We start from the raw sequence: 25399 nt of genomic DNA on the forward strand, positions 1-25399 counted from the left end.
TTCAAACAGATAACAAGGAAACTAAACAGTTAAAATTCAAATGCTTAGTGTATTACTAAAAAAATAATCCCTCAGATCATGTCAGTCTGCTTTTTTTAATGACAATTCACCATGCAAATTGCATGCCTGATTGAATAAGAATGCCTGGCCCGGAGGGAGAGTTGTTCCGGGCCAAGGCTGCAGTTTTCTTGGGCTTCGTTGATTTAACTCATTTGACACCATGCTAAGGAGAAGCACAGTTCATTGTCATCGGAGTGCTCTAGATCGATAAGCTCAAGCACGTCCTTATTCAGTTCGCGTATCTCCTCTCCTGAACGAGTCTGGTTAAAAAACCAGAAATTACCAGTCTTGTAGTATTTATATCCATTTGCCCCGCCAAGGAAAAGGATGCAGCTAATTATATTAGCAATAACCACTAAGGCATTGTATAAAAATCGATATAAATCGGACTCAATTTCAGGATCGACAATTTTAAGAATTTCTTTTTCAGCATTCTTTAATGTGGGACGCACATCGGCATAAGGATTCATAAGTGCGTCATAAGAAATGGTGTATAATGTTTTTCTATAAGCTTCTTCTGCACCCTTCCATTTTATGTGCATTTCACTGAATGATGTAGCTCCAGATAAACGCTCATGGATTTTTTTGCATTGAGCCTCAACTCGCAAAATAACTTGCCGAAACCGCTCAGCTTCTTCACTCTCTTCTTGTGCCGCCAATTCGATCAGGTCTTTTCTGAGCTTTAAGTCTTGCATTTGTCTGACACAAATAAAACGCTCGCGCAATCTTTTAGCTAAAGCTAATTCTACTGGATCTTTTATCGCAAGGACTTTATTGCCTTGAGTCTGTATCCCGTGCACTACGCCACTATAAAGAACTTCCATCAATAACGTTCGTATTTTACCTACCTCATTTGCTAATGGAGGTAAAAGCAGGCGTAAGGCTTGTCCTTTATTATTCTTCTCTAGTACTAAGTGATATGTTTCAAGAGGAGCGGTAATACCTGATTTTTTTAATAGGAGTAATGCAGTGCTTGCGGCTTTTAACTCATCAAGCGTTAACTTGCGTAATCTCGATGTTACATCATGAAGCCCTTGAAATTCTTTAGCAAAATGATGAGCAATTGATTTTTGTAAATGTTGGTGGGGATTTAAAGCAAGCTTTTCTAGATTTTCAATACTAATGGTTTTTGTTTGGTCCAAAGCCACCAAACTGGAAGCCAACAATGGATATTCCTTTGTTGCAGCAACGATTTGTTGATAACCATCTTCAGAGAGAGAGCCTTTAACCCAAAAAATCAAACAAAGTCGCCTGCAGTCTTCATCAGGCAAAGAAAAAATAAATTTTAATTCTTCACGCTTTTTAAATTCAGATTCTTTAAAAAATTTAGGAACATCTTCTGTTAGTGCTGGCTCTAACTCAACTAAACTGTCTATAGCACGGTAATAAGCTTCCTCAGATAAAATAAGTTGCATTAAATCATGTGGATAGGATTGTTGAATTAAAAAGGGAAGTAACTTAATTTGTGTCTCATCTTTCATATAGCCGCTAAATTTTCTAATCAATTCAAGATGAGTAAGCAGCTTCCGGTTTTGTTCATCAAGAATACCTTTTTCGTAAAATACAATGATGATTTTTAATAGACTTTTATTAATACGTTCATCATCAGTGAATTGAATTCCCCGAATTTCTTTACGTAATGGACTGGATTCAGATAAAAGCTCCTTCAACAGAGAAACAGATAAAGGAAGCTCATCCGGTATTTTGTATTGAAAAAGCAAATCCAGTGCCGGATTTTCTGCAAATAATGCGGATAAATTAAGTTCAGCAAAAGAAATAGGGTCGCGAAGAGGTGCCGTTTCTTGCTCTATTTGGAGTTTTCGTATCAATAGCGCAATACGCTGAAAACGTAAGTTAATCTCGTTATTCCCCTGGACTGCATTGTGTAATAAAAAGCCCGGAATAGCGGAACCAATCTGCTGCAATAAAGGTTCTATAGATGACACAGAGGAAACGCTCACCCCAAAATCAGGTGATTTAATAAAGGGGGTTAAATCAAAACTTGATACACAGACTATCTCTCTGTCTTTTGGTTCTGCATGGCCATTTTTCATTAAACCGATTACCCACTGTTTTGGGTCATCCTTTCGATACATCACCATAATGCTGCAGTTTTCTCCTACGTCATTAATGTAGGCAAAATCCTGGCAACCTAAATGCGCATGGTAAACCGCAGACTCTTCCTCTTCTTTTTTGAGTGGCTCACTCCCCAATAAATAGGACAAATTTCCTGCAGTCATATTACCACGCAGATAATATTTCCCCAGAGCATGTTTGCGCCAGATACTAAAATGTCTTATTGCTTGCTGTATGGTGCCCAGAAAATTAACAGATGGAAAATCCCCAATTATATTTGTGTCATCTTTTTGTTCTGCAACGACCCACCCCAGTCCAAAAGCATGGAAAATTTGTTCTGCATTTCCCTTCAGCAAATAAGGCATAATTCATTCTCAATATGACAAATTGAAAGTATTATAACCAATAATTCATCGAGATGGTGATGGTTTTTTGCTAAAATTGCATTTTTAATACCTTTACTAAGTTATCATTATGCGGATAACTCACCAACAATCTATTGAGGCAAGAAAATAAATATGAACTGCAACATTATAGGCGCAGGCCGGTTAGGTAAAAATATCGCTTTGGCCTTATTTAAAGCTCAGCTCATCTCAGCCTTTTCCATTTGCAATCGCAGTTTGGAAAGCGCACAAAAGGCGAGCCAGGAAATTGGCTTCGGTCAAGTAATTGACAAAATTGCGCTCTTGCCCGAAGCGGAAGTAAGCTGGATATGCTGTAATGATGATGCCATTCACAATGCAGTAGAACTACTTGCACATAGTAATGTCTTAAAGCCAGGCAATTTTGTTATTCACTGCAGTGGGGTATTGAGTTCTGCTGTATTTGCTCCATTAAAAAAACAAGGCTGCTTGGTCGCGAGTTTTCATCCTTTAAAAGCATTTAAAGCAAATTACCTGGAGCCCACTGCATTTTATCAAGTTGATTGTGTTTTGGAGGGTGATGCTGAAGTATGCGCGTGGTTAAAAAGCTCGTTCAATCAATTAGGCGCTCATCTCATTACCATTAAACCCGAGGCAAAAACAGCATATCATGCTGCAGCATGCATGGCTTCGAATTACTTAATTACCCTGGCATCCTGTAGTGAAGAATTATTTCTTAAAGCGGGTATCGATACACAACAAACTCGCCGGATGATGGTCAATTTAATGCAAGGGAATCTAAATAACTTAAAACAAACAGCCTGTATTGCAGAATCACTCACAGGACCATTAGCAAGAGGCGATGTCCAAACCATCGCATTGCATTTGGATTCGATAAAAAATCCAGAGATTAAGCGTTTCTATCAAAGTGCGGCCCTGAGTACACTGTCTATGACGGAATTATCTGAAGAAATAAAAGAAAAAATCAGAAGTCTTTGTAGTTTTGAACGTGAATTTTTTACTTAGAAGAATCAGCGATCTAATGTTTTGGGTAACAACTCCCATCACCCAGAGCTCACTGGCCATTAATCTTCAGTCTACCCCTGCAACGTATTTAGGGCTCCAGAAACTGAGCACTCTCACCAGACTCCGCGAACAAGCCCTGGGCGATCCATGCGAAATTTGAATGTCACTTTATGTTTTTAAATGAAATATACCTAACGTTCTACGTACCGCACTTTATGCGCAGGAACAAGCCGCGGAGCGTAGGCAGAAGAACGATGGCGCTTAACTTAATAGCAGTGCACTCCCCAGGACGATACAAAAACTGGAAACCGCATAAAGAAGACAGTCAATGTCCTTAGATAGTCTTCGTATACTCTGTAACCACTGATGAATCCAACTGGCGGTCGTTGGAATCATCTATCCTAGGCTCATCTGATGACCGAAGCTGTTGTGCCGCCTCCACTTTCGGTTTTGGCACCTCTGTAACGCCAAAGGTTTTTACCATAAGCTGAGGGCTACCATTAAGCGGATTAAGCCCCTCTTCCACTCCTTTCTTCTTAACGCTCAGCTCATATCTTTCATGAGATCCCTTGGTTTTTTTAAACCCAGCCTTTTCCTCGCTCGTTAATTCTGTCCCACCTTTCTTCTTATTAAAGAATTCGTCTTCCTTTAATACCTCTAAAATTACCTCACGAGTTCGTTTATCTTGGCCTTTATGTGCTTGGGTTTTACTTGCACCGGTAGCATCAAGGTTCATTTCTCTATCTGCAGCATTATTAGTATCAATTAATTGAGAGATATAGAATTTTCTAACTGCAGGAATCAGTAATAAGGGTGCAGTTGCTAGAGCAAACACTCCAAGACCAATTCGCGCAGTCCAACGCAAGAAAGGATTTTTTATATCTTGTACGAATGAAAAGCTGCTTACTTTCGCAGCGCCACCTTGGTCTTCTCGAGAAATTGCTGCCGCACCACCGTGTAAATTACATTTGCTTACTGACACTGCTATAGCAGCGCGTAAGTCATCGGGATCGGCTGTTTGTCCTTTAGCATAAGCTTTTAATTGCTCGTAAATGGCTCGTTCATGATCTTGCAATCCATCCGTATTTCCAGCATGCTCTACACGCTCATGAATACTTTTCAATAAAGCAAAACGTAACATGACATCCTGATTGCGCTCATTTCCACTTTTACAGCCACCAGTTGATGCCCATTCGATGTACATACTAAGCGCTTGACTCAGTTGACCATAGCGCACATCCCAATGCTGGTTGGTGGCAATCATTCTTACAAGAGCATTGGAAGCCAGTAAAGGTAAATCGTCAACATCCTCTTGCGATAAGTCGCTTTCTAATCCTTTTTTAAATGCTCTGATCTCCTTAATTAAATTCTTACCTGCTTCTGACTCAGCGAAATATGTTGGCCTCTGTTCCTCGTTTAAAAAAGTATGATAATGCTCAAGTACTTGAGCATTGATATTAGTGATTTTATCCTTTACTTCTTGACTTAAATAAGCACTATTTTCTTGCAGAGTGTGCAGCATGGCCATTTCGGCACTTAAAGTAATATCGTCCAGTTCCACAGAGCCAGTAACCATGCTTCTATCATCTCGATAACCTAAATCCCGAGTGTGGCGGTTGGTACCAATATTTTGTACGTATAAGAAATTATTTTTTGGTAGTCGTTCTTGAGCTTGTATTAACGCTTGTTCTCTTGCATTTTCTAATTCTACTCCTAGCTTATCAAGTTTTTTCTTATATTGCTCTTCTTCTTCTGTTAGAAGTCTTTTCTCTTCAAGCTGATCGAGTTGCGTTTTGAACGCTGTAAGCTTTTCCTCTGGAGACATATCGAGTTGCTCCTCGAGTAGTACTGCAGGTTTTTCCTCAACAAGTTTCTCGAGTTGTTTTTCGAGTTTTTTCACCCGTATGCTCCATGGGGTGTTAAAATCATGCATGGCCTGGATCATATAGAGCGCACTGGCTCTTTGTTTGTTATTATTATCTCCTATAGTCTCAAATGCTTCTGAATGAAACGAAGTGAATAAATTCTCTACCACAGGACCGTTTTTTCCTCCACGCATGGCACGCATTTGCTCGTGGAGAAAACCGAATTTTTTTACAAGATCATCTTTAATATCCTGAGCACTCATCGAGGGATGAAAAACCAGTGCTGGTGAGGGTATACGCGCACTCACAGCGGTCGTAGGATGTAAAGCACCCTTTTCATCTCGATAAGTATAGGTAACTCTCCTAAAAGCAGCTTGATCTTCTACTACTTGCCCTGGAATAAATGAAGGTTTCTCATGCGCTGTATGTTGGGTTCCGGTTATTAACATTCCCTGTTGCAGGTAATTAGACGTGTAAAAATAATCGAATCCTGTAGCCGTCTGCGCAGTAAATTTGTGCTTATTCAAACTACTGCTTAGTTTTTGCGTGTACTCTAAAACATATTCTCTACGCTTCTTAAACAGATCCTCTTGTTCTTCTTTTGTTAACTCTCCTGAAGTTAACACTCCTTTATCATTAAATACTAAACCCCGACGTTTCTGAAGTAGATCCTCTTGTTCTTCTTTTGTTAATTCTCCTGAAATTAACTTTCCTTCTTCATCAAATACTAAATCCTGACGTTTCTGAAGTAGGTCCTTTTGTTCTTTTTTCGTTAATTTTCCTGAAATTAACTTTCCTTCTTCATTAAATACTAAAGATAACAATGCGTGTTCTTTTAAATGCGCAACGACTCCTTCTATGAGTATCTTTTTTGCGGATTGAGCCAATCTGACTCTTTCTTTGGCTAAATTTTTATTAAGTTTATCTACATCAACCTTACCATTTGAATCAGTGGCATTTTTTACAGCTTTTTTATAAACTTTGGCCACTTCATCCTGGAGCTTCAAGGCTGCTTTATGGCGAATGTCTTGCCAATCCTTTTTACTAATTGTATTCTTATCACCATAGGTTATGGAGCGCCTTTCAAAGGTTCCTGCCATTAAACACATATGAGCATAAGTTTCTTCAAAAGAGGCAACAATACTCGCTCTTTGATGACGAAGAACCCTCTGTCCCCCATATATTTTTTTATACTCTTCCTGTAGTTTCTTGTATACTTCAGCGCCTTTTTCAGGGAGACGGGGGCCGCTTAAATCAATAGAACATAAAGTAGTATCAGTAGGTGTACGACCACCAAGGACTTGCTTAAGCCCCTGTTTGATATCTATAGGATGTCTTCCCTCAATACTTTCTATACTTAAAGAACCTTCTATCTTCTTAAGAACTTCTTCTTGTTCTTCTATTGTTAGTGTTAGCTCGTAAACTAAACGTCCTTGCGGCTCAAACATCAAGCCATTTTGTAGTTCTACGGGATCTTTACCTTTGGTTACTTTTTCTAAAACTTTTTGATATAGGTAATCTTGATAAATGGCATTGGCTTTGGCTGTAGCATACCTTTTGCGTTCGATTTCTATGCCTTTTCGTACTTCCGGATCTAATCCTTCGAAACCATCATCTATACTTTTCAAGGCTTTTCGTGCGTCACTTCCCTCGGGTGTTTCGCCTGCTTTAAAGAGTAATTTCTGATAAATTGCAATTTTGACATCATCTCTTAGTTTTCCAAATTCTTCTTGATAATGTCCTTCACCTACAGCGATAAGATCTTTAAGAATTTTTGAGAGTGCCATGCATCGGCTCCTACTTAGGCTTTATGATTATATTTTAGCACGTAAATATTACCTTAGCCTTACGTGATATAAATTCAAAAAGGTGCTGCAAGTCAGGTAGTCTGGAGTTAACTGGAATAGTAAAATCCCGGGTTCCGCTGCGCTGCACCCAGGCTACGATTTAAAATAAGACGCTTAAGGTTTGGATATTTGGTTAAAACTCAGCCTCTTTACCAAAATTTTGCTGTTTGGCATGTTTTTTTGTCTTTCTTTTTTCATGCCAAGTTTGCAACATTACAAAAAATGCAGGAACGAATACCACGGCAAGGCATGTTGAAGCCAGCATTCCACTGCATACAGCAATCCCAATCGAGCGTCGTGCATTAGCGCCCGCACCACTGGCGAATACTAAAGGCATAACTCCCAGGATAAAAGCGAACGAAGTCATTAAAATAGGACGAAAACGTGTTTTAGCACCAATTACTGCAGCCTCCATGATGGATTTGTTATGCAGTTCGTGTTGTTCTCGCGCCACCTCAACAATCAAAATAGCGTTCTTCGCTGCCAACGCAATAAGCAGCAAAATCCCGATCTGGGTATACATATTATTGGAAAGGCCTAGGGCCGATAAAACCAATACCGTTCCAATTAAAGCTAAAGGCACGCTTAACAAAATCGCGGCAGGAGCGATCCAGTTTTCATATTGACCTGCCAAAATCAGATACACTAAAATGAGGGACAGGATAAAAATATAATAACTCATGTTTCCCGCAATTTTCTCCTGATAGGCGGTGCTGGTCCATTCATAAGAGATACCTGCAGGCAAAACTTCTTTTGCGAGCCGCTCCATCACTGCCATGGCTTGGCCTGAGCTGTAACCTGGCGCGGCCGAACCATAAATATTGCTGGAAGGGTATAAATTATAAAGCGAAATAATGGAAGGCCCTACGGTAGACGACATATCAGTCAGTGTTCCCAGAGGCACCATTTCCCCCGATTTGTTTCTTACATAATAATTACGGACATCACCAACCGTCTTGCGTGCCTCTGCGTCTGCCTGCACATAAACCTGAAATACTTGCCCGAATTTTGAAAAAAGATTCACATAAGATGAGCCAAGATAGGTCTGTAACGTGTTTGATGCATCGCCTACAGAAACGCCCAAAGCTTCTGCTTTGACTCGATTAATTGGGGCAGCAAGCTGCGGCACTGAAGCGCGAAACGAAGTCATCAGGCGTTGCAACTCAGGCTGCTGGCTGGCATAACGAATCAACTGATCTGTAGCCGTTTGCAATTTTTGATAATCAAATGAGCCGTCTTGCAACTCAAGTTGCATTTGGAAGCCACCAGACATACCTAAGCCTTGAATTGGCGGGGGGATCATAACCAATATTTTAGCGCCTAAGGTTTTTTCTGCGATCGCGTTCAGTTGTTTGTACATCGCCAGCAAATCTTCTTTTTTACCCCGCACGTCCCAATCTTTAAATATCACGTAAAGAACACCACCATTGGCAAGGCTTGCATTGCTATCCAAAAGCGAGATCCCAGTAATACTGATCACATTTTCTACGCCACCAAGTTTAGATACTTGCGCGCTTAAATCGTGTAAAACAGCCTCCGTGCGGCCTAAACTGGAACCATCGGGCAATTGCACGTTCATCATCGCATATCCCTGATCTTCAAGTGGGATAAACCCCGTGGGGATACGTGTTAAACCTAAAATCGCTAAAATGACTAGGGCAATACCAATGATGCATACTGTTTTATTTTTATGAACAAGCCTATCGATGAAGCGAAGATAGAAATTTTCTATAGGATAGTAATACTTATCAAATAAACGAAAAATGATATTTTTCTTTTTCTGCGGGTCAACGGGCTTGAGCCACAAGGCACATTGGGTAGGCTTCAAAGTCATCGCATTGATGGCACTAATAAATGCAGTTGCCGCAATAACTAACGCAAACTGAGCATACATAGCACCGGTTAAGCCCGGCATAAAACCTGCAGGAACGAATACCGCCATTAACACAAGCGTAATCCCAATAATAGGACCCATTAATTCGGCCATAGCATTAATTGACGATTGTTTGGGTGGAGTGCCTCGTTCAATATGTTGGGTTACACCCTCAACAATCACAATCGCGTCATCAACCACAATACCAATTGCTAAAACAAGTGCAAATAAAGTTAACAAGTTAATGGAATAACCTAATAAAAGCATCGCAAAGAACGCACCAATAATGGTCACTGGTACTGTAGTAGTGGGTACCAAGGTAGCACGATAGTTTTGTAAGAAAAGGAGAATAACAATCAAAACCAGAATACCCGCCTCATACAAAGTGTGATATACCTCGTTCACAGAAGCTTTTACGAAAACGGTGGTGTCAAAAGGAATTGAATATTCCATACCTGGAGGAAATTTTTTTGCCATTTTCGCAACTGCTTTACGTACCTCGGTAGCAACTTGCAAGGCATTGGCATTAGGAAGTTGGTAAATACCAATAGCCGCTGCCTGTTTATTATTCAGTCTCGCAAGCTGGTTGTAACTGTTAGAGCCTAACTCCACACGACCTACATCACGAATACGGACAATTTGCGCACTTTGTGTCGTACTGGTTTCTTTAGCACTTTGATTGGGGTTTTGCGCTATTGTTTTCACAATAATGTTTTCGAATTGATCTACGTCAGCAAGTTGTCCCGGTACATTTACCGTAAATTGATATGCTTGTTTCCCCGCAGTTGGCGGTGCGCCAATTTGTCCAGAAGAAACTTCTTGGTTTTGATTACTAATGGCTTGCAGAACATCACTTGGATTAAGGGAATAAGCCAACATTTTTTTAGGATCCAGCCAAACACGCATCGCATAAGTACCAGTTCCAAAAATAATTACGTTACCTACCCCAGGTAAACGCGATAATTCATCTTGCATATTAATTGCCGCATAATTATCAAGAAACAACCCATCATATTCATTATTTTTGGACGTTAACGTAATAAATTGCAGAATCGCTGTAGATTTTTGCTGTACCAGCACCCCTTGTTTTTGCACTGAATCAGGCAACTGCGCCATTGCAGCTTGCACGCGATTTTGGACCAGTACTTGCGCAAAATTAAGATCCGTTCCAATAGCAAAAGTAACAATCAATGTATAGGTACCATTATTCGTACTGGTAGATTGCATGTACAGCATGTTTTCCACCCCGTTCACTTGCTGTTCAATGGGTAGCGCTACGGTTTTGATGAGTGTTTTCGCATCGGCACCAGGATATGTAGTGGTCACCTGAATGGTTGGGGGAACAATAGAAGGATATTGAGAAACGGGTAGTACAATTATAGCGACCGCCCCCAGCAATACGATGAGGAGCGCAATAACATTGGCCAATATAGGCCGTTCAATAAAAAATTTAGAAATCATTCTGCCGTTTTCTCACATTGTGTACCGATCACCGAAACAATACTCCCTGACCCATCTAAATTAATGTTTGGCGCTCCCATTATCTTTGGGTTTGCTTTCATCATTATCTTTTGTTTGTGCCAGTTCATGCGGCTCAACCTTATTACCGGGAGTCGCGTATTGCAGGCCATCAATGATGACTTGATCTTGGGCCGAAAGTCCTGTGACCACAGCACGCATCCCATTCTCTACACTGCCCAATGTTACCCGTTTTGTCACCACAACATTATCATTATCCACAGTCAATACATAAGAACCGATCTGATCATAAAGGATCGCTGTATCAGGCACCGTTAATTGCTTTTTAGGTTTGGAGATAGCGACCCGTACTTGTACAAAGAGACCTGGTACAAAAATGTACTCTTTATTTTCTAATACAGCGCGCAGCTCCATAGTACCAGTAGATGCATTAAGACCTGTATTAACAAAATCAAGCGTTGCTTTGTACTTAACCGTAGGATCGTTTTGCAGACTCACTTCAACAGGAACTTGTTTAATATCCTGAGGTTTAAATCCTCGCGCACGAGCTGCGGCCCGTAATTTGAGTAAATCGAGTTCATTTAAATTAAAGTAAACATAGATAGGATCGATCTGCTCTATGGTAGCTAAATTTGTGGCCTCACCATGCCCCACAAGGTTACCCACATCCACTAAATGCCGACCGATTCGGCCATCAAATGGAGCTGAAATATGCGTGTAACTGTAATTAATCGCTGCGTTGACTTCTTCTGCTTCGGCTTTATCAACTCCTGCGGCAATTTCCAATGTTTTGGCATACCATTTTTCAACTTCGTTTAATGAAGTAGCATGTTGTTTGTACATTTGTTGTTGGCGTGCATATTCAGCCTTGTTGTAGACAAGGCTCGCCTTTTCTGCAGTAACCGTCGCCTTGGCAGCCCTTAGTTTCTCAAAATAAGGCTCAGGCTGTATAACAAAGAGCTCCTTTCCTTTTTTAACAAACGTTCCATCAACAAACTCGATTGAATCAAGATAGCCTTCAACACGTGCAACCAGATTAACCGAATTATAAGCGACTGTATTCCCTGTTTGCGTAACATATTCAGCCATTTCTGCACGTATTGGTTTTTGCACAACAACCTTGGGTGCAGGGATGGCTGGCGGGCTGCTTTTGCCAAAAATATGTGAAATCAGATAAATGAGAAGTAAAATAGCAACTGCTATCCCTGCAATTTTGACTGATTTTGAATCTCTATTAAAGTTCATACCCAACACCATTTTATTTAAATTTTCCTAATTTCCCTTGGGAAAAGAAATTTTTCTCTAGGATCTGTTTCCATTTCGCTCGCTTGGCCAAGAGAGTAGGAATGGAAGCAGATCCTACCATTTTGGTAAATAAAGCTCCTTAAATCGTTCTTTCTTAGTTCGCGGTGGCTCATGATTTTGCTGTTTGAGCAAAGTGCCCCAGTTTGTACGTGCTGCCATTTCAGCTTTTATTAGGGGCGGCACAACATCATTAGTACCACGGATTTCCCAGCCCCCGCCCAGTGCTCGATAAAGTGAGACTAATGCGAGTGGAATATTGGCTTGTGCGTTAACCAATGCAGTCTGTACGCTCAATTGTTGCTGTTCGGCATTCAGCACCGGAGTAAAATCAACTTCTCCATTAATATAACGGACGATTGCCAGTTTTAGTGTTTTAATAGCCGCGTTATTTGCTTTGGTTAGTGCGCGTTCCGCTTTTTTTGCCTCGATATAGGCGGTAATACCATTTTGCACTTCTTGCTGCGCTTTGAGAACCAGATTAATGTAGTTTAACAAGCTCTGCTGGAATGCAGCATCTTGTGCCCGTACTGCGTTCGTAATTTGACCGTAATTAAGTATTGGCCAGGTCAATGTGGGACCAGCGGTTATCGAGTGATTCGCCCAATTAAACAAATCTGCAAGTGAGTTTTGGCCAATGTTGTTTGATGAAAAAACAAAAGTACCATTTAAGGCAAGGGAGGGGAAAAGATTTGCTTTTGCTGCGCCAATTTTAGCGGATTGTGCAATCGCCTCTAAACGGGCTTGATGAATATCCGGCCGTCGCGCCAAACTTTCTACAGGAATCCCCACTGCTACAGTTGAAGGCGCTTTAGGGATTCCTTTGCTTTTCTTAAGCTCTCCGTCCACCCCATTGGGCATTGTACCTAATAAAAGAGCCAGTGCATTTTTTTGCTGTTCTAAGCTATTTTCCAGTGGCGGAAGAGATGCTTCTGTTTGTGAAAGCTCCGTCTGTGCTTGTTCCACATCCATGAGGTTTGTTTCACCAGCATTATATCGAGCCTTGGCTATTTTTAACCCCTCTCTTTGCACGACGATGTTGGCTTTGGTTACTTTAATTTGTGCTTCAAACGTTCGAACTTGGATGTAGGTGCTGGCAACGTCTGCGGTAAGAGTAACTAATGCATTATCATAAGCAGCGAGAGAAGATAAAAATGTTGCATCATTGGCTTGAATTGCTCTTCGATATTTTCCCCAAAAATCAATTTCCCAATTTGCTGCAAAACCTAATGATAATGTTTCGAATGATGGAGGTAGAATTGACTGCAGTTGACTTCCACCAATTTCATAATAGGTAAAGTTACCGGTCATTGCCTGTTGTTGTGGATAGAGCATACCTACCGATTGAGCCAGGAGGGCACGAGTTTGCAGTACTCTTACTCCTGCGATCTGCAGCGTCAAATTATTATAATAACCTTCGTAAATTAATGAAGTCAGAACAGGATCATGAAAAACCTCCCACCATTTAGTCGTTTTAAATGGCGCTTCTTTTACTGTTGCATCCTTTTTTGGCCAATGTGTAACGACTGGTTTTAGCGGCTCTTTATAATTAGGACCGACCATACAGGCGCTAAGAAACAAGCAAGCAACGAAGGTAAAAAATTTTAACATGGGTGCTAAGAATTCCCTATCTAAACTATTTTCCATTAATGGAAATGACATTAGCTTCTTTACTTCAAAGCACTTTATCACTAGTAGGGATTATTTAACAGAGCATTCATGTGAAAACTAGGCTGTTAATCCCATAGCCATCAAGGTAAGCAGAAAAGCGAATGGTGTCACTCCTGCGAAGGCAGGAATCCATCCATCACGGAGCACATTTTAACCAACCTTTTTTAAACTAAGGCCTGCATTCTCACCCAAGCTACAGAAACTATTCTGAGGTAATGACTTGTAATTGAGTCACATTTTGCAAACCACGCGGTAATCGGTTGCCTCGACGTCCACGCTCACCTTTATAATGATCCAGATCACTTCCTTTCAAAGTAAAATGCCGTTTTCCAGCATGTACCGTGAGTGAATCATCTGCAGAAAGTACCTGTATATCAATCACATATTCTTCACGCGATACTGCTTTGGCAGAAGGGATACTGATTAATTTATTTCCTTTCCCGCGCGATAATTCTGGGACTTCCCTGGCAGAAAAAATGAGTAATCGACCAGTGCTGGTAACACAGGCAACAAATAGCTCATCATGCTTGGGGACTATGCGAGGCGGCAAAATATGGCTGGATTCAGGCAGCTTAATACACGCCTTGCCATTACGATTTTTTACATACAAATCGCCTATCTTAGCGATAAAACCATATCCTGCATCACAGGCTAATAACACCATTTGTTCCGCTTCACCGCCGACCACTGCTTCGAATAACGCACCTTCGGCAGGATTAAGCTTACCTGTTAAAGGTTCTCCCTGGCCTCGCGCCGATGGTAAAACATGGCCTGGCAAGGAATAAACTTTGCCTTCACTATCAAAAAAGAGGATTTGTTGGTTTGAACGCGCCATGGCTTGCGCTTTAAATTCATCACCGGCTTTATAACCCAACTCGCTACCGATTACATCATAACCTTTAGCTGCCCTTACCCAGCCCTTTTTAGAGAGTACTACAGTAATTGGCTCATTGGGTAAAATATCCTCTTCTTTTAATGCTTGTGATTCTTGTCGGACAATAATTGGTGAACGACGCACATCACCAAACTCATCCCTGTCTTTAATAATTTCCTCTTTAACCAACGCTTTTAATCGTTGTTCCGAGGCTAAAATATTTTGCAGATTATCGCGTTCAGCGCAAAGCTCATCCAGCTCACCACGTATCTTTATTTCTTCCAGTTTTGCCAAATGGCGCAACTTCATTTCTAAAATCGCCTCAGCTTGCCGATCGCTGAGATTAAATCGTGCCATTAACCCTTGTTTGGGTTGCTCATGTTCGCGAATGATCGCAATGACTTCATCGATGTTCAGATAAGCAATCAGCAACCCTTCAAGCACATGAATGCGATCCAGAACTTTTGCCAACCGATACTCCAAGCGTCGCCTTACTACCGTTAAGCGATAGGACAACCACTCCCTTAGAACATCCAGTAAATTTTTTACCTTTGGCCTGCCATCAAGTCCTATCATATTGAAGTTAACGCGATAACTTCGTTCCAAATCCGTGGTTGCAAATAAATGAGACATCAAACCTTCTGCATCAACTCGGTTTGAACGTGGAATAATTACCAATCGAGTGGGATGCTCATGATCGGATTCATCGCGTAAGTCCTCTACCATAGGCAGTTTTTTCTGTTGCATCTGGAGCGCAATTTGTTCTATTACTTTGGCACCAGAGACCTGATAAGGCAGAGCAGTAATTACTATATTTTGTTTTTCCTGACTATAAACCGCCCGCATTTTAATTGAACCATTCCCCGTTTCATACATATTGGCAATTGCTTCCGGCGGGGTAATTATTTCCGCTTCAGTCGGAAAATCAGGCCCCTTAATGTACTGAGTAATAGCAGCTAAATCTGCTTGGGGGTTATCTAATAAATGCACACAAGCATTGGCTACTTCGGTTAAGTTATGCGGCAGAATATCTGAAGCCATACCCACAGCAATACCTGTAGCGCCATTTAATAAGATATTAGGTAAGCGTGCTGGCAGTAATGCAGGCTCTTGTAATGTCCCATCAAAATTGTCAACCCAATCGACGGTACCTTGTAATAATTCTGAAAGTAATACTTCAGCATAAGGTGATAATCGAGCTTCCGTATAACGCATGGCAGCAAAGGACTTAGGATCATCAGGAGATCCCCAGTTTCCTTGACCATCAACAAAAGGATAGCGGTAGGAAAACGGTTGTGCCATTAATACCATGGCCTCATAACACGCACTGTCACCATGAGGATGGAATTTACCCAGCACATCCCCAACCGTACGTGCCGATTTTTTATATTTGGCGGTCGCTTTCAAACCCAGCTCAGACATTGCATAAATAATACGCCGCTGAACCGGTTTTAATCCATCAGCTATATGGGGTAAGGCTCTATCTAAAATGACGTACATTGAATAATCAAGGTACGCCTTTTCCGTAAATTCAGTTAATGCTTTTCGTTCTGTTACTGCATTCATCGTTTTTTTATTCATGAAATTAATAATTACTATTTAACCATTGAGATGCTCTATTGCAAAGTAATTTTAGCAGAGTCCTTATGATGTCATATAGAGGAACAGCTTATAAATTGTGAATAACTTTGTATATTTCTTCATGATGATTACCATATTTAACGTAACCTATTGAAAATTAATTAACTTTTAAAATCAACCTATTTTAAATCATTTTTCACCTGTGGATAACTTTGTGCATTATTATCGAATAAAAATGCTAAGTCCTTGTAAATAACATAGAAATTATAGCTTTTTCACACCATTTCTCATCGCAATGAATAACATTAAAAAGGACAATATATATTGAATAGAGTAAAGATTATTTAATGGGAGGCTACCTTATTTCCGGTGATGAGCAGTTCATCGCGAATATTGATAACTTTAAAGAGACTTTTGATAGATTAATTGCTTTAACAAAAGATAACCCCTTCCAAGCAGAACGAGCGGCATACTTTATTAACAAATCAACGGCTTGGCCAATTAAATCAAACAATTCAATTAAAAATGAATAACAAACTCTGTCTTTTGTATTTTTTAGGCAACACGCTTAGAGCAAATTAATCGCTTCGTCACCAAATTTCAAAATTGGACTACGTTAAGTTTTACGTAATAGTCACGTTATATACTTATAAATAAGCTAGGGAGAAAACTAACAGTTTTTGTTGTTGGGATCAACGCGAACTAAAATCGGAGCGAAGGTTATGAAACGGAGTGTTGATCAAAAGCAGGTGATTGATAAATTAAATCTGTATCTTAAATGGCATAATATGCCAGTACAAATGAATAATGAAGGGGTTTGTAACGGTCTTGCGACTTTGTATGCAAAATATGTTCTGGAAGGAAAGGAAAATCAATTTTTTAAGATACTCGAAGAGATAGTAAAGAAAAACCCTGATTCTGCAATGGAATCTGATATAAACCAATTTGTCTATGATGTGGTTTTAACTTTATTCCCTGAACAATTTGATAAAGAGTTAAGTCAGGCCAATTCAATGCGCGCATTGACTATCAATAATAAACCGATGAAATCCTCCTTTGATTTTGCCATAACGACCAGTGATAAAAATTGGGAAGAAATTTTTAAGACACTCGCGTTGCAACAAAATGAAGTAATGCGTATTGGCGGTACTATGCATGCCGTGTCAGTTAGAAGGAAAGATAATAAATATGTCGTATACGATCCCAATTACTCGTCAGGAACAAAAGAGTTTGCAAGTGAAAGGGAGGTGATTGCCGAGTTACATAATAATGTACTTAGATATCAGAAAGGGGGCGCTTTAGGAATGACAATTAGTGTCATTCGCCATCCAGAAAACAACGAACCTCGAATTTTCCCTAAAATTTCTGAACTTTATGATCATTATTTAACGCAAAAAAATATTGATGATGTGGCTGTTTCTCATTTTGGTGGAGTATTTAATACTCTGAGAAAAGCAGCTGAAATTAATGATGCCTCTGTGATTCAGCATTTACTAGAACTCGGTGCAAAAGATAAAGATCTTCAGGCGGCAAGGATTGCTGTTGTAAATAATAACCCAGATGCTTTGGCAGCTTTACTGGGCAACAATAAGGATTCAGCAACTTTTGCCACTTTATTTATTGATGCTTTAGCCCATGGACGGGAAAAAACTTATGACCAGTTATTTCTGCTGAAAAAAGCTTTGCCATTTAATAACCCGACTCAAGTAATTCAAGCGGCGGCGAAGGGCGGTAATCCTAATCTACTTAAAAAAGTAATGAATTATTATGGGATATCTGGGCTAGGGGCTGATGAACTGCATAAAGCAATCCCTCATGCTATTCACAGCGGAAGTACTGCATGTGTCAGGCTGCTTGTTGAACGATTAGTTATTAAAAAACAGCCTTTGAGTGTTGAAAAAAATATGGAATATTTACTGGAATCCATTAAACAAAATCAACCCTACATGGTAGCCTATTTTATTAAAAGTATTCCACCAGAATATTTAAAAACAATTTCTATGAGTGTTTCTGCAGTTGAGAGAGCTGATTTGTATTTATTACGTCAGTTACAAACTCATGGCGTTCCTTTTTCAGAAACTGCCAAGGCAGTCCTTGATAAAAAGGAACACCAGCCTGTTAAATTGAGCCTTAAGGCTGGTATTTTCTTACATAAATTTACTGATTTAATGCACAGTGGAATTACTTATAATCACTCTCATTTTAAGATAATAAAAGATAAACTTTCTGCCGCTAAAAATGAACTGCAGGAAAGTGAAAGTGAAAAGATACTGACTGGTAAGAATTTTTGACTGGGCAATTGCCATTAGTGAGAAGAACCCAACCGACTGAAGAGTTATTTGCTCTCTTAGTGGCTGCCTCATTAATAAAGAGCGTCTCAATAGTGATAAAAAGATATTAGTTTTTGAGTTAGAGTTCCTTTCACATAAAAGAATGAAGAAAGAAACTCTAAAATATAAGAGTACTACTTAACCATTTTCCTGACTTTTTGAATCGCTCGGATTTGGGCAACAGCACGTGCCAATTCCGCAGTGGCGACTGAATAATCCATTTCACCACCTTTGCCAGCCATTGCGGCTTCAGCTTGCGCTTTTGCAGCAAGTGCAGCTGCTTCATCAAGATGCTCAGCACGCTCAGCGACATCAGCAAGAATAGTGACATTATTAGGTTGAACTTCCAGCATTCCACCTTGAACGTAGTAAATTTCTTGGTGACCGCCAGGTAAAGTGAGTCGCACTTCACCTGGTTTCAGAACTGTAAGCAAAGGGGCATGACCGGCTGTAACGCCTATCTCGCCTAATTCTCCAGTTGCAACAACCATCTCAACCAAACCGGAAAATATTTCATGTTCAGCACTAACAATATCTAAGTGCGTTGTTCTAGTCATATTTGCTTACCTCATAAGGTCTTAGCTTTAGCAACTGCTTCCTCAATACTACCAACCATATAAAATGCTTGCTCAGGTAAATCATCATATTCACCGGCGAGAATACCTTGGAAACCCTTAATTGTATCCTTCAGTGATACATATTTTCCTGGAGAACCAGTAAAGACTTCAGCAACGAAGAATGGTTGTGACAAGAATCTTTGGATTTTACGCGCACGAGTAACAACACGCTTATCTTCTTCAGATAATTCGTCCATACCAAGAATCGCAATAATATCTTTTAATTCTTTATAGCGTTGTAATGTTTGCTGTACACGACGAGCAGTATCGTAATGCTCTTGTCCTACAATGAGTGGATCCAATTGTCGTGAAGTTGAATCCAATGGGTCTACCGCAGGATAAATACCTAACTCAGCAATTTGACGTGACAATACAACTGTAGCATCCAAGTGCGCAAAAGTAGTTGCTGGAGAGGGGTCAGTTAAGTCGTCAGCAGGTACGTATACTGCTTGAATCGAGGTAATAGAACCGGTCTTTGTAGAAGTAATACGTTCTTGCAACATACCCATTTCTTCAGCAAGTGTTGGTTGGTAACCTACCGCTGAAGGCATACGGCCTAATAGAGCAGATACTTCAACCCCTGCCAAGGTATAACGATAAATATTATCAACAAATAGTAATACATCACGGCCTTCATCACGGAATTTCTCCGCCATAGTCAAGCCAGTTAATGCAACGCGTAAACGGTTACCTGGTGGCTCGTTCATCTGACCATAAACTAATGATACTTTATCCAATACATTGGATTCTTTCATTTCATGATAGAAATCGTTTCCTTCACGAGTACGCTCACCCACACCAGCAAATACTGAGTATCCACTGTGCTCAATCGCGATGTTACGAATTAATTCCATCATGTTAACGGTCTTACCTACGCCGGCACCACCGAATAGCCCCACTTTACCCCCCTTGGCAAAAGGACAAAGCAAGTCAATAACTTTAATACCTGTTTCAAGTAATTCCTGACTTCCAGCTTGATCTTCGTATGTTGGCGGCTTGCGATGAATAGCCCAGTGCTCCTCAGCACCAATTGGACCCGCATCATCAACAGGACGACCAAGAACATCCATAATACGACCCAAAGTTTTCTTTCCTACAGGCACTTGAATAGGATGGCCTGTATTTTCAGCTTTTACACCGCGCTTAAGTCCTTCGGTTGTTCCCATAGCAATAGTACGGACTACACCATCACCCAACTGCTGCTGTACTTCGAAAACCAAATCGCCATCAGCAAGTTTCAATGCATCATTGATTTTAGGGACATTCTCACGGGGGAATTCGACGTCCACAACCGCGCCAATAATTTCTACTACAGTTCCTAAGCTCATTTTATACCCTCTTATAAAGCGGCTGCGCCACCGACAATTTCTGCCAACTCTTGAGTAATTGCAGCTTGTCGGGCTTTGTTATAAGCCAATTGAAATTCTTTAATCAAATCACCGGCATTGTCCGTTGCATTTTTCATTGCAATCATCTTCGCCGCTTGTTCACAAGCAATATTTTCAACTACTGCTTGATAAATCTGTAATTCGATATAACGTTCTAAAAGATTATCCAGCAGCTCCTTAGCATCAGGTTCATAAATATAATCCCAATGATGCCCCATTGACGTGCTGTCTTCTTCTGATTTTGGCAATGGCAATAATTGTTTCACCACAGGTTTTTGGGTCATGGTGTTAACAAATTCGTTGTAGACTACATGCAACGCATCAATGGTGCCATTGTTAAAAGCATCAAGCATGACCTTAACGATACCAATGATGTCTTTAATACCCGGTGTATCACCTAAGTGTTCCTTTGAGCCAAGAACATTACTGCCAACGCGTTTAAAAAATGCTTGTCCCTTACGCCCAATGACGGCAAGATCAACCTCTTTACCCTGCTCCTTCCAGCCGCGGATTGTGCGGACTGTTTCTCGCAATAAGTTGACGTTTAAGCCGCCACAGAGACCGCGGTCGGTCGTAACGACGATAAGGCCGATACGATTAATCTCGCGATGACTCATAAACGGATGCCTGTACTCTGAGTGTGCACGAGCAATATGTTTTACTACACTGTAGATCTTACTGGCATAAGGTTTAGATGCGCGCATTCTTTCCTGAGTTTTACGCATTTTGCTTGCTGCCACCATTTCCATCGCACGAGTAATTTTTCGAGTTTTGTTAATACTCGAAATTTTCGAACGGATTTCTTTTGCTCCAGCCATAATCTTACTTCGCCTTAAATTGACTTACCAACTTGCTGTACGCTTAAAGTCTTCTACAGCTTTTTTCAATTTTGCTTCAATGTCATTATCGTAAGCGCCTTCTTCGTTGATCAGTTGTAACAGATCAGGATGAGAGCTACGCATGTAGTCATGTAATGATGCTTCAAACGCTGCCACTTCATTTACAGGTACATCATCTAAATAACCTTTTTCAACAACAAACAATGCGGTACCCATTTCTGCGACAGACAATGGAGAATATTGTTTTTGTTTCATCAGCTCTGTAATACGCTGACCACGCTCTAACTGCTTACGTGTTGCATCATCAAGGTCAGAAGCAAATTGCGAAAACGCTTCCAATTCACGGAATTGAGCCAGTGCCAAACGAGTACCACCACCCAATTTTTTCATGATTTTTGTTTGTGCCGCACCACCGACCCGCGATACAGAAAGACCAGAGTTAATTGCTGGACGCACACCTGAGTTGAATAAATCAACATCAAGGAAAATCTGACCGTCGGTAATGGAAATAACGTTTGTTGGAACGAACGCGGATACGTCACCAGCTTGAGTTTCAATAATTGGCAATGCAGTTAATGATCCTGTTTTTCCTTTAACTTCGCCATTAGTCAGTTTTTCTACTTCGGCAGCATTAATACGTGCAGCTCTTTCTAACAAACGAGAATGTAAATAGAAAATATCACCAGGATAAGCTTCACGGCCAGGTGGTCTTCTTAACAACAATGAAATTTGTCGATAGGCCCAGGCTTGCTTAGTTAAGTCATCATAAACAATCAATGCATCTTCGCCTCGCTCCATGAAGTATTCACCCATGGTACAGCCAGCATAAGGTGCAATAAATTGCAACGCAGCTGAATCAGAAGCACCAGCAACAACAACGATTGTGTGTTCTAAAGCACCATGTTCTTCGAGCTTACGTACTATTGCAGCAACAGATGACGCTTTTTGGCCGACTGCTACATAAACGCATTTAACGCCAGTACCTTTCTGGTTAATAATCGCATCAATTGCGATTGCTGTTTTTCCTGTTTGACGGTCACCAATGATAAGCTCGCGCTGTCCGCGTCCAACTGGAATCATGGCATCAATCGCTTTCAATCCTGTTTGTACAGGTTGATCTACTGATTTACGTGCAATAACACCAGGAGCAACTTTTTCAATTGGCGACATGCCGGCTGCATCAATAGGTCCTTTACCATCAATTGGATTACCTAAAGCATCAACAACACGTCCTAGCAGACCTTTTCCAACTGGAACTTCAAGAATACGACCAGTACATTTACCTTTTTGGCCTTCAGCTAAAGAAGAATATTCACCAAGAACAACTGCGCCTACTGAATCTCTTTCAAGGTTAAGAGCTAGGCCATAAACGCCGCCTGGAAACTCGATCATTTCACCAGCCATTACATCTTCTAGGCCATGTAAGCTCACAACACCGTCTTTCAAACTGACAATAGTACCTTCATTTCGTGCTTCCGATACTACACTAAAGTGTTCTATTTTCTTTCTGATTAATTCACTGATTTCAGAAGGATTTAACGCTACTTGTTCTGACATGGAAACTATCCTCTAATTTATGCGGCCAATTCAGTGCTAAGCTTATTAAGCTTGCCACGAACTGAACCATCTATAACTAAATCGCCCGCTCGAATTATTGCTCCACCAAGCAAGGAAGGATCAATACTGATTTTTAACGAGACCTTGCGCTGTAAGCGCTGACTTAATGATTCAATTAATCGCTGTTGTTGTGCACTTGATAAATCAGAATAACTGCTTACATCAACGCTCAGAGTTTTTTCTTGCTCTGCCCGATGTGCTTCATAGAGTGCATAAATTTCAGGGAGCAATATCAATCTTTTATTGGTAGCCACTAATGCGATTAAATTATTTAATGGCTTGTTTTCTTTTGATTTTGCACCGCTTGCTGCCTCCAACAACTCAATATGTTGCGTAACAGTCGTTGCTGGATTTGCAATAAATTTTTCAGCCTCAGGTGTCAACACTGCTTGTGCAAGATTTCTCAAATGTGCTGACCACTCAGCTAATTCTTTTTCCCCTAAGGCATATTCAAAAATTGCCTTGGCATAGGGTCTGGCTATGGTGGTACTATCAGACATTTTAAATCTCTTCTATCAAGTTATCTAATAATGCAGTATTTGCCTTAGCATCTATTTCACGCATCAAAATCTTCTCAGCACCTGTTATTGCTAAGTTTGCGACTTGTTTACGCAACTCGTCTTTTGCATGATTGATTTGTTGCATCAATTGCTCTTGTGCCAGTTTTACCTGCATTTGCGCTTCATGCTTTGCTGTTTCTTTTGCTTCTTCAATGATTTGCGCAGCACGCTTATTCGCTTTTTCGATGATATCAGCCGATTGAACTTTGGCTTGCTTTAACTCATCTTTCACGCGATGTTGTGCTAACTCTAATTCTTTGCGACCACGTTCAGCAGCAGCTAGGCCATCAGCAATTTTGTCTTGTCTTTCTTCCATAGCTTTTGCTAGTGGAGGCCATACTAATTTCATGGTAAACAAAACAAAAGCTGCGAAAACGAGCATTTGTACGATTAATGTTAAATTAATTTCCACCGTTTATCTCCTGGAACAATTAGGGCGCCACGCGCCCCGATCATGTGTTATCAAGAACCCAGGTTGCTAAGGAAAGGGTTTGCGAAAGTAAAGAACAATGCGATACCCACTCCAATCATAGTTACGGCGTCTAACAAACCTGCAACGATGAACATTTTTACTTGTAACATTGGAACCATTTCTGGTTGACGAGCTGAGCCTTCAAGGAATTTGCCACCAAGCAAACCAAATCCTATCGCTGTGCCCAATGCACCCAAACCAATTAACAAGGCAACCGCAACAACGGTCATACTTTGAATTTGTGCTATTAAACTAGCGGCTTGCATATTTATCCCCTTTACAATGGATGAAAATTAAATCGGTTAATGATCTTCGTGTGCCAAACTTAGATAAACAATCGTTAGCACCATGAAAATAAATGCTTGCAATGTTATCACCAATATGTGGAATATTGACCACGCCAGCGCCAAAATAAATTGAGCTGAGCCTAAAGTCATTGTGCTCACTGTTGATGATGTTGCAGCATTTAAGGTTAACAGAGCAATTAATATAAATATTAATTCGCCTGCATATAAGTTCCCAAATAAACGCAGTGCTAGTGAAATTGGCTTTGCAACAAGACCAACCACTTCAAGCAACAGGTTAAAAGGTATAAATCCAGGATGATTAAAAGGCTGTAAGGTAAGCTCTTTTATAAATTTTTTAGTGCCTTTTATTTTAATGCTGTAAAAAATAATCAGAATAAATACAGAAATTGACATGCCAAAGGTTAAGTTCAAATCGTTAGTTGGCACTACTTTAAGATAATGAATTCCACCAGCTTGAGCAAGTGCAGGCAATACATCTACGGGGAAAATATCCATAAAATTCATCAGGAAAACCCATAAAAATATGGTTAGAGCCAAAGGACCAATCAAGTTATTTTTGCCATGGAAGCAATCTTTTACCTGATTATCGGCAAACTGGAGCATAATTTCCGCGAAATTCTGTAATTTACCAGGAATTCCGGTAGTCACTTTGCGTGAACCAAAATACATTAAGCCACAAACAAAAATCCCTAAAACAATTGAGAAAAATAAGGTGTCAAGATTCAATGTCCAGAAACCGCCCGAACCAAATTTCATATCACTAACGTTATATGTAAGATATGTTAAATGATGCTTGATGTAGTTTGTGCTAGATACCATTTCAGTCACTTTCAGGCCTATTCTGTTTGTTTACAATAATCAACGGGGCAAACCAATGCGTCATCAGGATCATAATGTATGCTCCAAAAAACGCTAGTGGTGTAATTTTAAATAGTAAAAACACCGCGGTGAATAAGAATACCGATATTACTATCTTTAACGCTTCGCCTTTATAGAAACTATTCACTATCTTTTTGGCTGAACGAGCACCTTGATACTTAAACAGTTTGCTTGCAAAATACGCATTAGGAACAATACAAACCATACCACCAAGCAATGCTGAACTTGCTGCATTAATATCGTATATTAACGCACAAAACGCTGCAAAGACCAATGTAACGCTGGACTGCACAAGCCATAGCCGTACAATTCCGCGCTTACTTAGCTGTTTGTTCACATATTCACCTAAGTTTCACCGCGCGAATTATAAAGC

General features: G+C 40.3%; 18 protein-coding genes. 3 read left to right on the forward strand and 15 right to left on the reverse strand.

Annotated elements, in window-relative coordinates; all coding sequences use genetic code 11:
- Positions 1-203: 203 nt before the first annotated feature.
- Complete coding sequence (locus DY223_RS16745; protein WP_058459607.1) at positions 204-2501, reverse strand: hypothetical protein; 2298 nt, start codon at positions 2499-2501, stop codon at positions 204-206.
- Positions 2502-2654: 153 nt separating this feature from the next.
- On the opposite strand from DY223_RS16745, the gene DY223_RS16750 reads away from it, so the two are divergent.
- Positions 2655-3524, forward strand: a complete 870-nt coding sequence (locus tag DY223_RS16750; RefSeq protein ID WP_058459606.1) for a Rossmann-like and DUF2520 domain-containing protein — start codon at positions 2655-2657, stop codon at positions 3522-3524.
- 334 nt (positions 3525-3858) lie between these two features.
- Here DY223_RS16750 and DY223_RS16755 read toward each other — a convergent pair whose 3' ends face one another.
- The 5 genes from DY223_RS16755 to parC all read right to left on the reverse strand — a co-directional run bounded on the left by DY223_RS16755 (position 3859) and on the right by parC (position 16016).
- The gene (locus DY223_RS16755; protein ID WP_058459605.1) at positions 3859-7176 is read right to left on the reverse strand and encodes a hypothetical protein; all 3318 of its coding nucleotides are present in this window, start codon (positions 7174-7176) and stop codon (positions 3859-3861) included.
- Between the two features lie 193 nt (positions 7177-7369).
- Positions 7370-10570, reverse strand: coding sequence for an efflux RND transporter permease subunit (locus DY223_RS16760; protein ID WP_058459604.1), 3201 nt, complete (start codon positions 10568-10570; stop codon positions 7370-7372).
- 60 nt (positions 10571-10630) lie between these two features.
- Positions 10631-11833: an efflux RND transporter periplasmic adaptor subunit gene (locus tag DY223_RS16765; RefSeq protein ID WP_235810525.1), complete on the reverse strand. Its 1203-nt coding sequence runs from the start codon at positions 11831-11833 to the stop codon at positions 10631-10633.
- 114 nt (positions 11834-11947) lie between these two features.
- Positions 11948-13501, reverse strand: coding sequence for an efflux transporter outer membrane subunit (locus DY223_RS16770; RefSeq protein ID WP_058459972.1), 1554 nt, complete (start codon positions 13499-13501; stop codon positions 11948-11950).
- Between the two features lie 262 nt (positions 13502-13763).
- Positions 13764-16016, reverse strand: a complete 2253-nt coding sequence (parC, locus tag DY223_RS16775; RefSeq protein WP_058459602.1) for a DNA topoisomerase IV subunit A — start codon at positions 16014-16016, stop codon at positions 13764-13766.
- 347 nt (positions 16017-16363) lie between these two features.
- Here parC and DY223_RS16780 point away from each other — a divergent pair, with 347 nt between their 5' ends.
- Together DY223_RS16780 and DY223_RS16785 are read left to right on the forward strand one after the other, a co-directional pair.
- Complete coding sequence (locus DY223_RS16780) at positions 16364-16549, forward strand: CHASE3 domain-containing protein (protein WP_058459601.1); 186 nt, start codon at positions 16364-16366, stop codon at positions 16547-16549.
- A gap of 189 nt (positions 16550-16738) precedes the next feature.
- Positions 16739-18307 (forward strand): dehydroquinate synthase/iron-containing alcohol dehydrogenase family protein, encoded by a 1569-nt coding sequence (locus DY223_RS16785; RefSeq protein WP_058459600.1) that lies wholly within the window; start codon positions 16739-16741, stop codon positions 18305-18307.
- 173 nt (positions 18308-18480) lie between these two features.
- Here the strand turns inward: DY223_RS16785 and DY223_RS16790 are convergent, their stop codons facing one another.
- The 9 genes from DY223_RS16790 to DY223_RS16830 are packed head-to-tail and all read right to left on the reverse strand — an operon-like array spanning position 18481 to position 25363.
- The gene (locus DY223_RS16790; protein ID WP_058459599.1) at positions 18481-18903 is read right to left on the reverse strand and encodes a F0F1 ATP synthase subunit epsilon; all 423 of its coding nucleotides are present in this window, start codon (positions 18901-18903) and stop codon (positions 18481-18483) included.
- Positions 18904-18914: 11 nt separating this feature from the next.
- On the reverse strand, positions 18915-20291 hold the full coding sequence (gene atpD, locus DY223_RS16795; RefSeq protein ID WP_058459598.1) for a F0F1 ATP synthase subunit beta: 1377 nt from the start codon (positions 20289-20291) through the stop codon (positions 18915-18917).
- Positions 20292-20302: 11 nt separating this feature from the next.
- Positions 20303-21169 (reverse strand): F0F1 ATP synthase subunit gamma, encoded by an 867-nt coding sequence (gene atpG, locus DY223_RS16800; RefSeq protein ID WP_058459597.1) that lies wholly within the window; start codon positions 21167-21169, stop codon positions 20303-20305.
- A 24-nt stretch (positions 21170-21193) separates the two neighbouring features.
- Complete coding sequence (gene atpA, locus DY223_RS16805; RefSeq protein WP_058459596.1) at positions 21194-22747, reverse strand: F0F1 ATP synthase subunit alpha; 1554 nt, start codon at positions 22745-22747, stop codon at positions 21194-21196.
- A 17-nt stretch (positions 22748-22764) separates the two neighbouring features.
- A complete protein-coding gene (locus DY223_RS16810; protein ID WP_058459595.1) occupies positions 22765-23307 on the reverse strand; it encodes a F0F1 ATP synthase subunit delta in 543 nt (180 codons plus the stop codon).
- 1 nt (position 23308) lies between these two features.
- A complete protein-coding gene (locus DY223_RS16815; RefSeq protein ID WP_058459594.1) occupies positions 23309-23779 on the reverse strand; it encodes a F0F1 ATP synthase subunit B in 471 nt (156 codons plus the stop codon).
- Positions 23780-23829: 50 nt separating this feature from the next.
- Positions 23830-24105: a F0F1 ATP synthase subunit C gene (atpE, locus tag DY223_RS16820; protein WP_010655291.1), complete on the reverse strand. Its 276-nt coding sequence runs from the start codon at positions 24103-24105 to the stop codon at positions 23830-23832.
- A gap of 36 nt (positions 24106-24141) precedes the next feature.
- Positions 24142-24966: a F0F1 ATP synthase subunit A gene (gene atpB, locus DY223_RS16825; RefSeq protein ID WP_082642447.1), complete on the reverse strand. Its 825-nt coding sequence runs from the start codon at positions 24964-24966 to the stop codon at positions 24142-24144.
- A gap of 1 nt (position 24967) precedes the next feature.
- The gene (locus tag DY223_RS16830; protein WP_058459593.1) at positions 24968-25363 is read right to left on the reverse strand and encodes a F0F1 ATP synthase subunit I; all 396 of its coding nucleotides are present in this window, start codon (positions 25361-25363) and stop codon (positions 24968-24970) included.
- Positions 25364-25399 lie beyond the last annotated feature (36 nt).

Source organism: Legionella bozemanae (assembly GCF_900450575.1).
GTDB classification, from domain to species: Bacteria; Pseudomonadota; Gammaproteobacteria; order Legionellales; family Legionellaceae; genus Legionella; species Legionella bozemanae.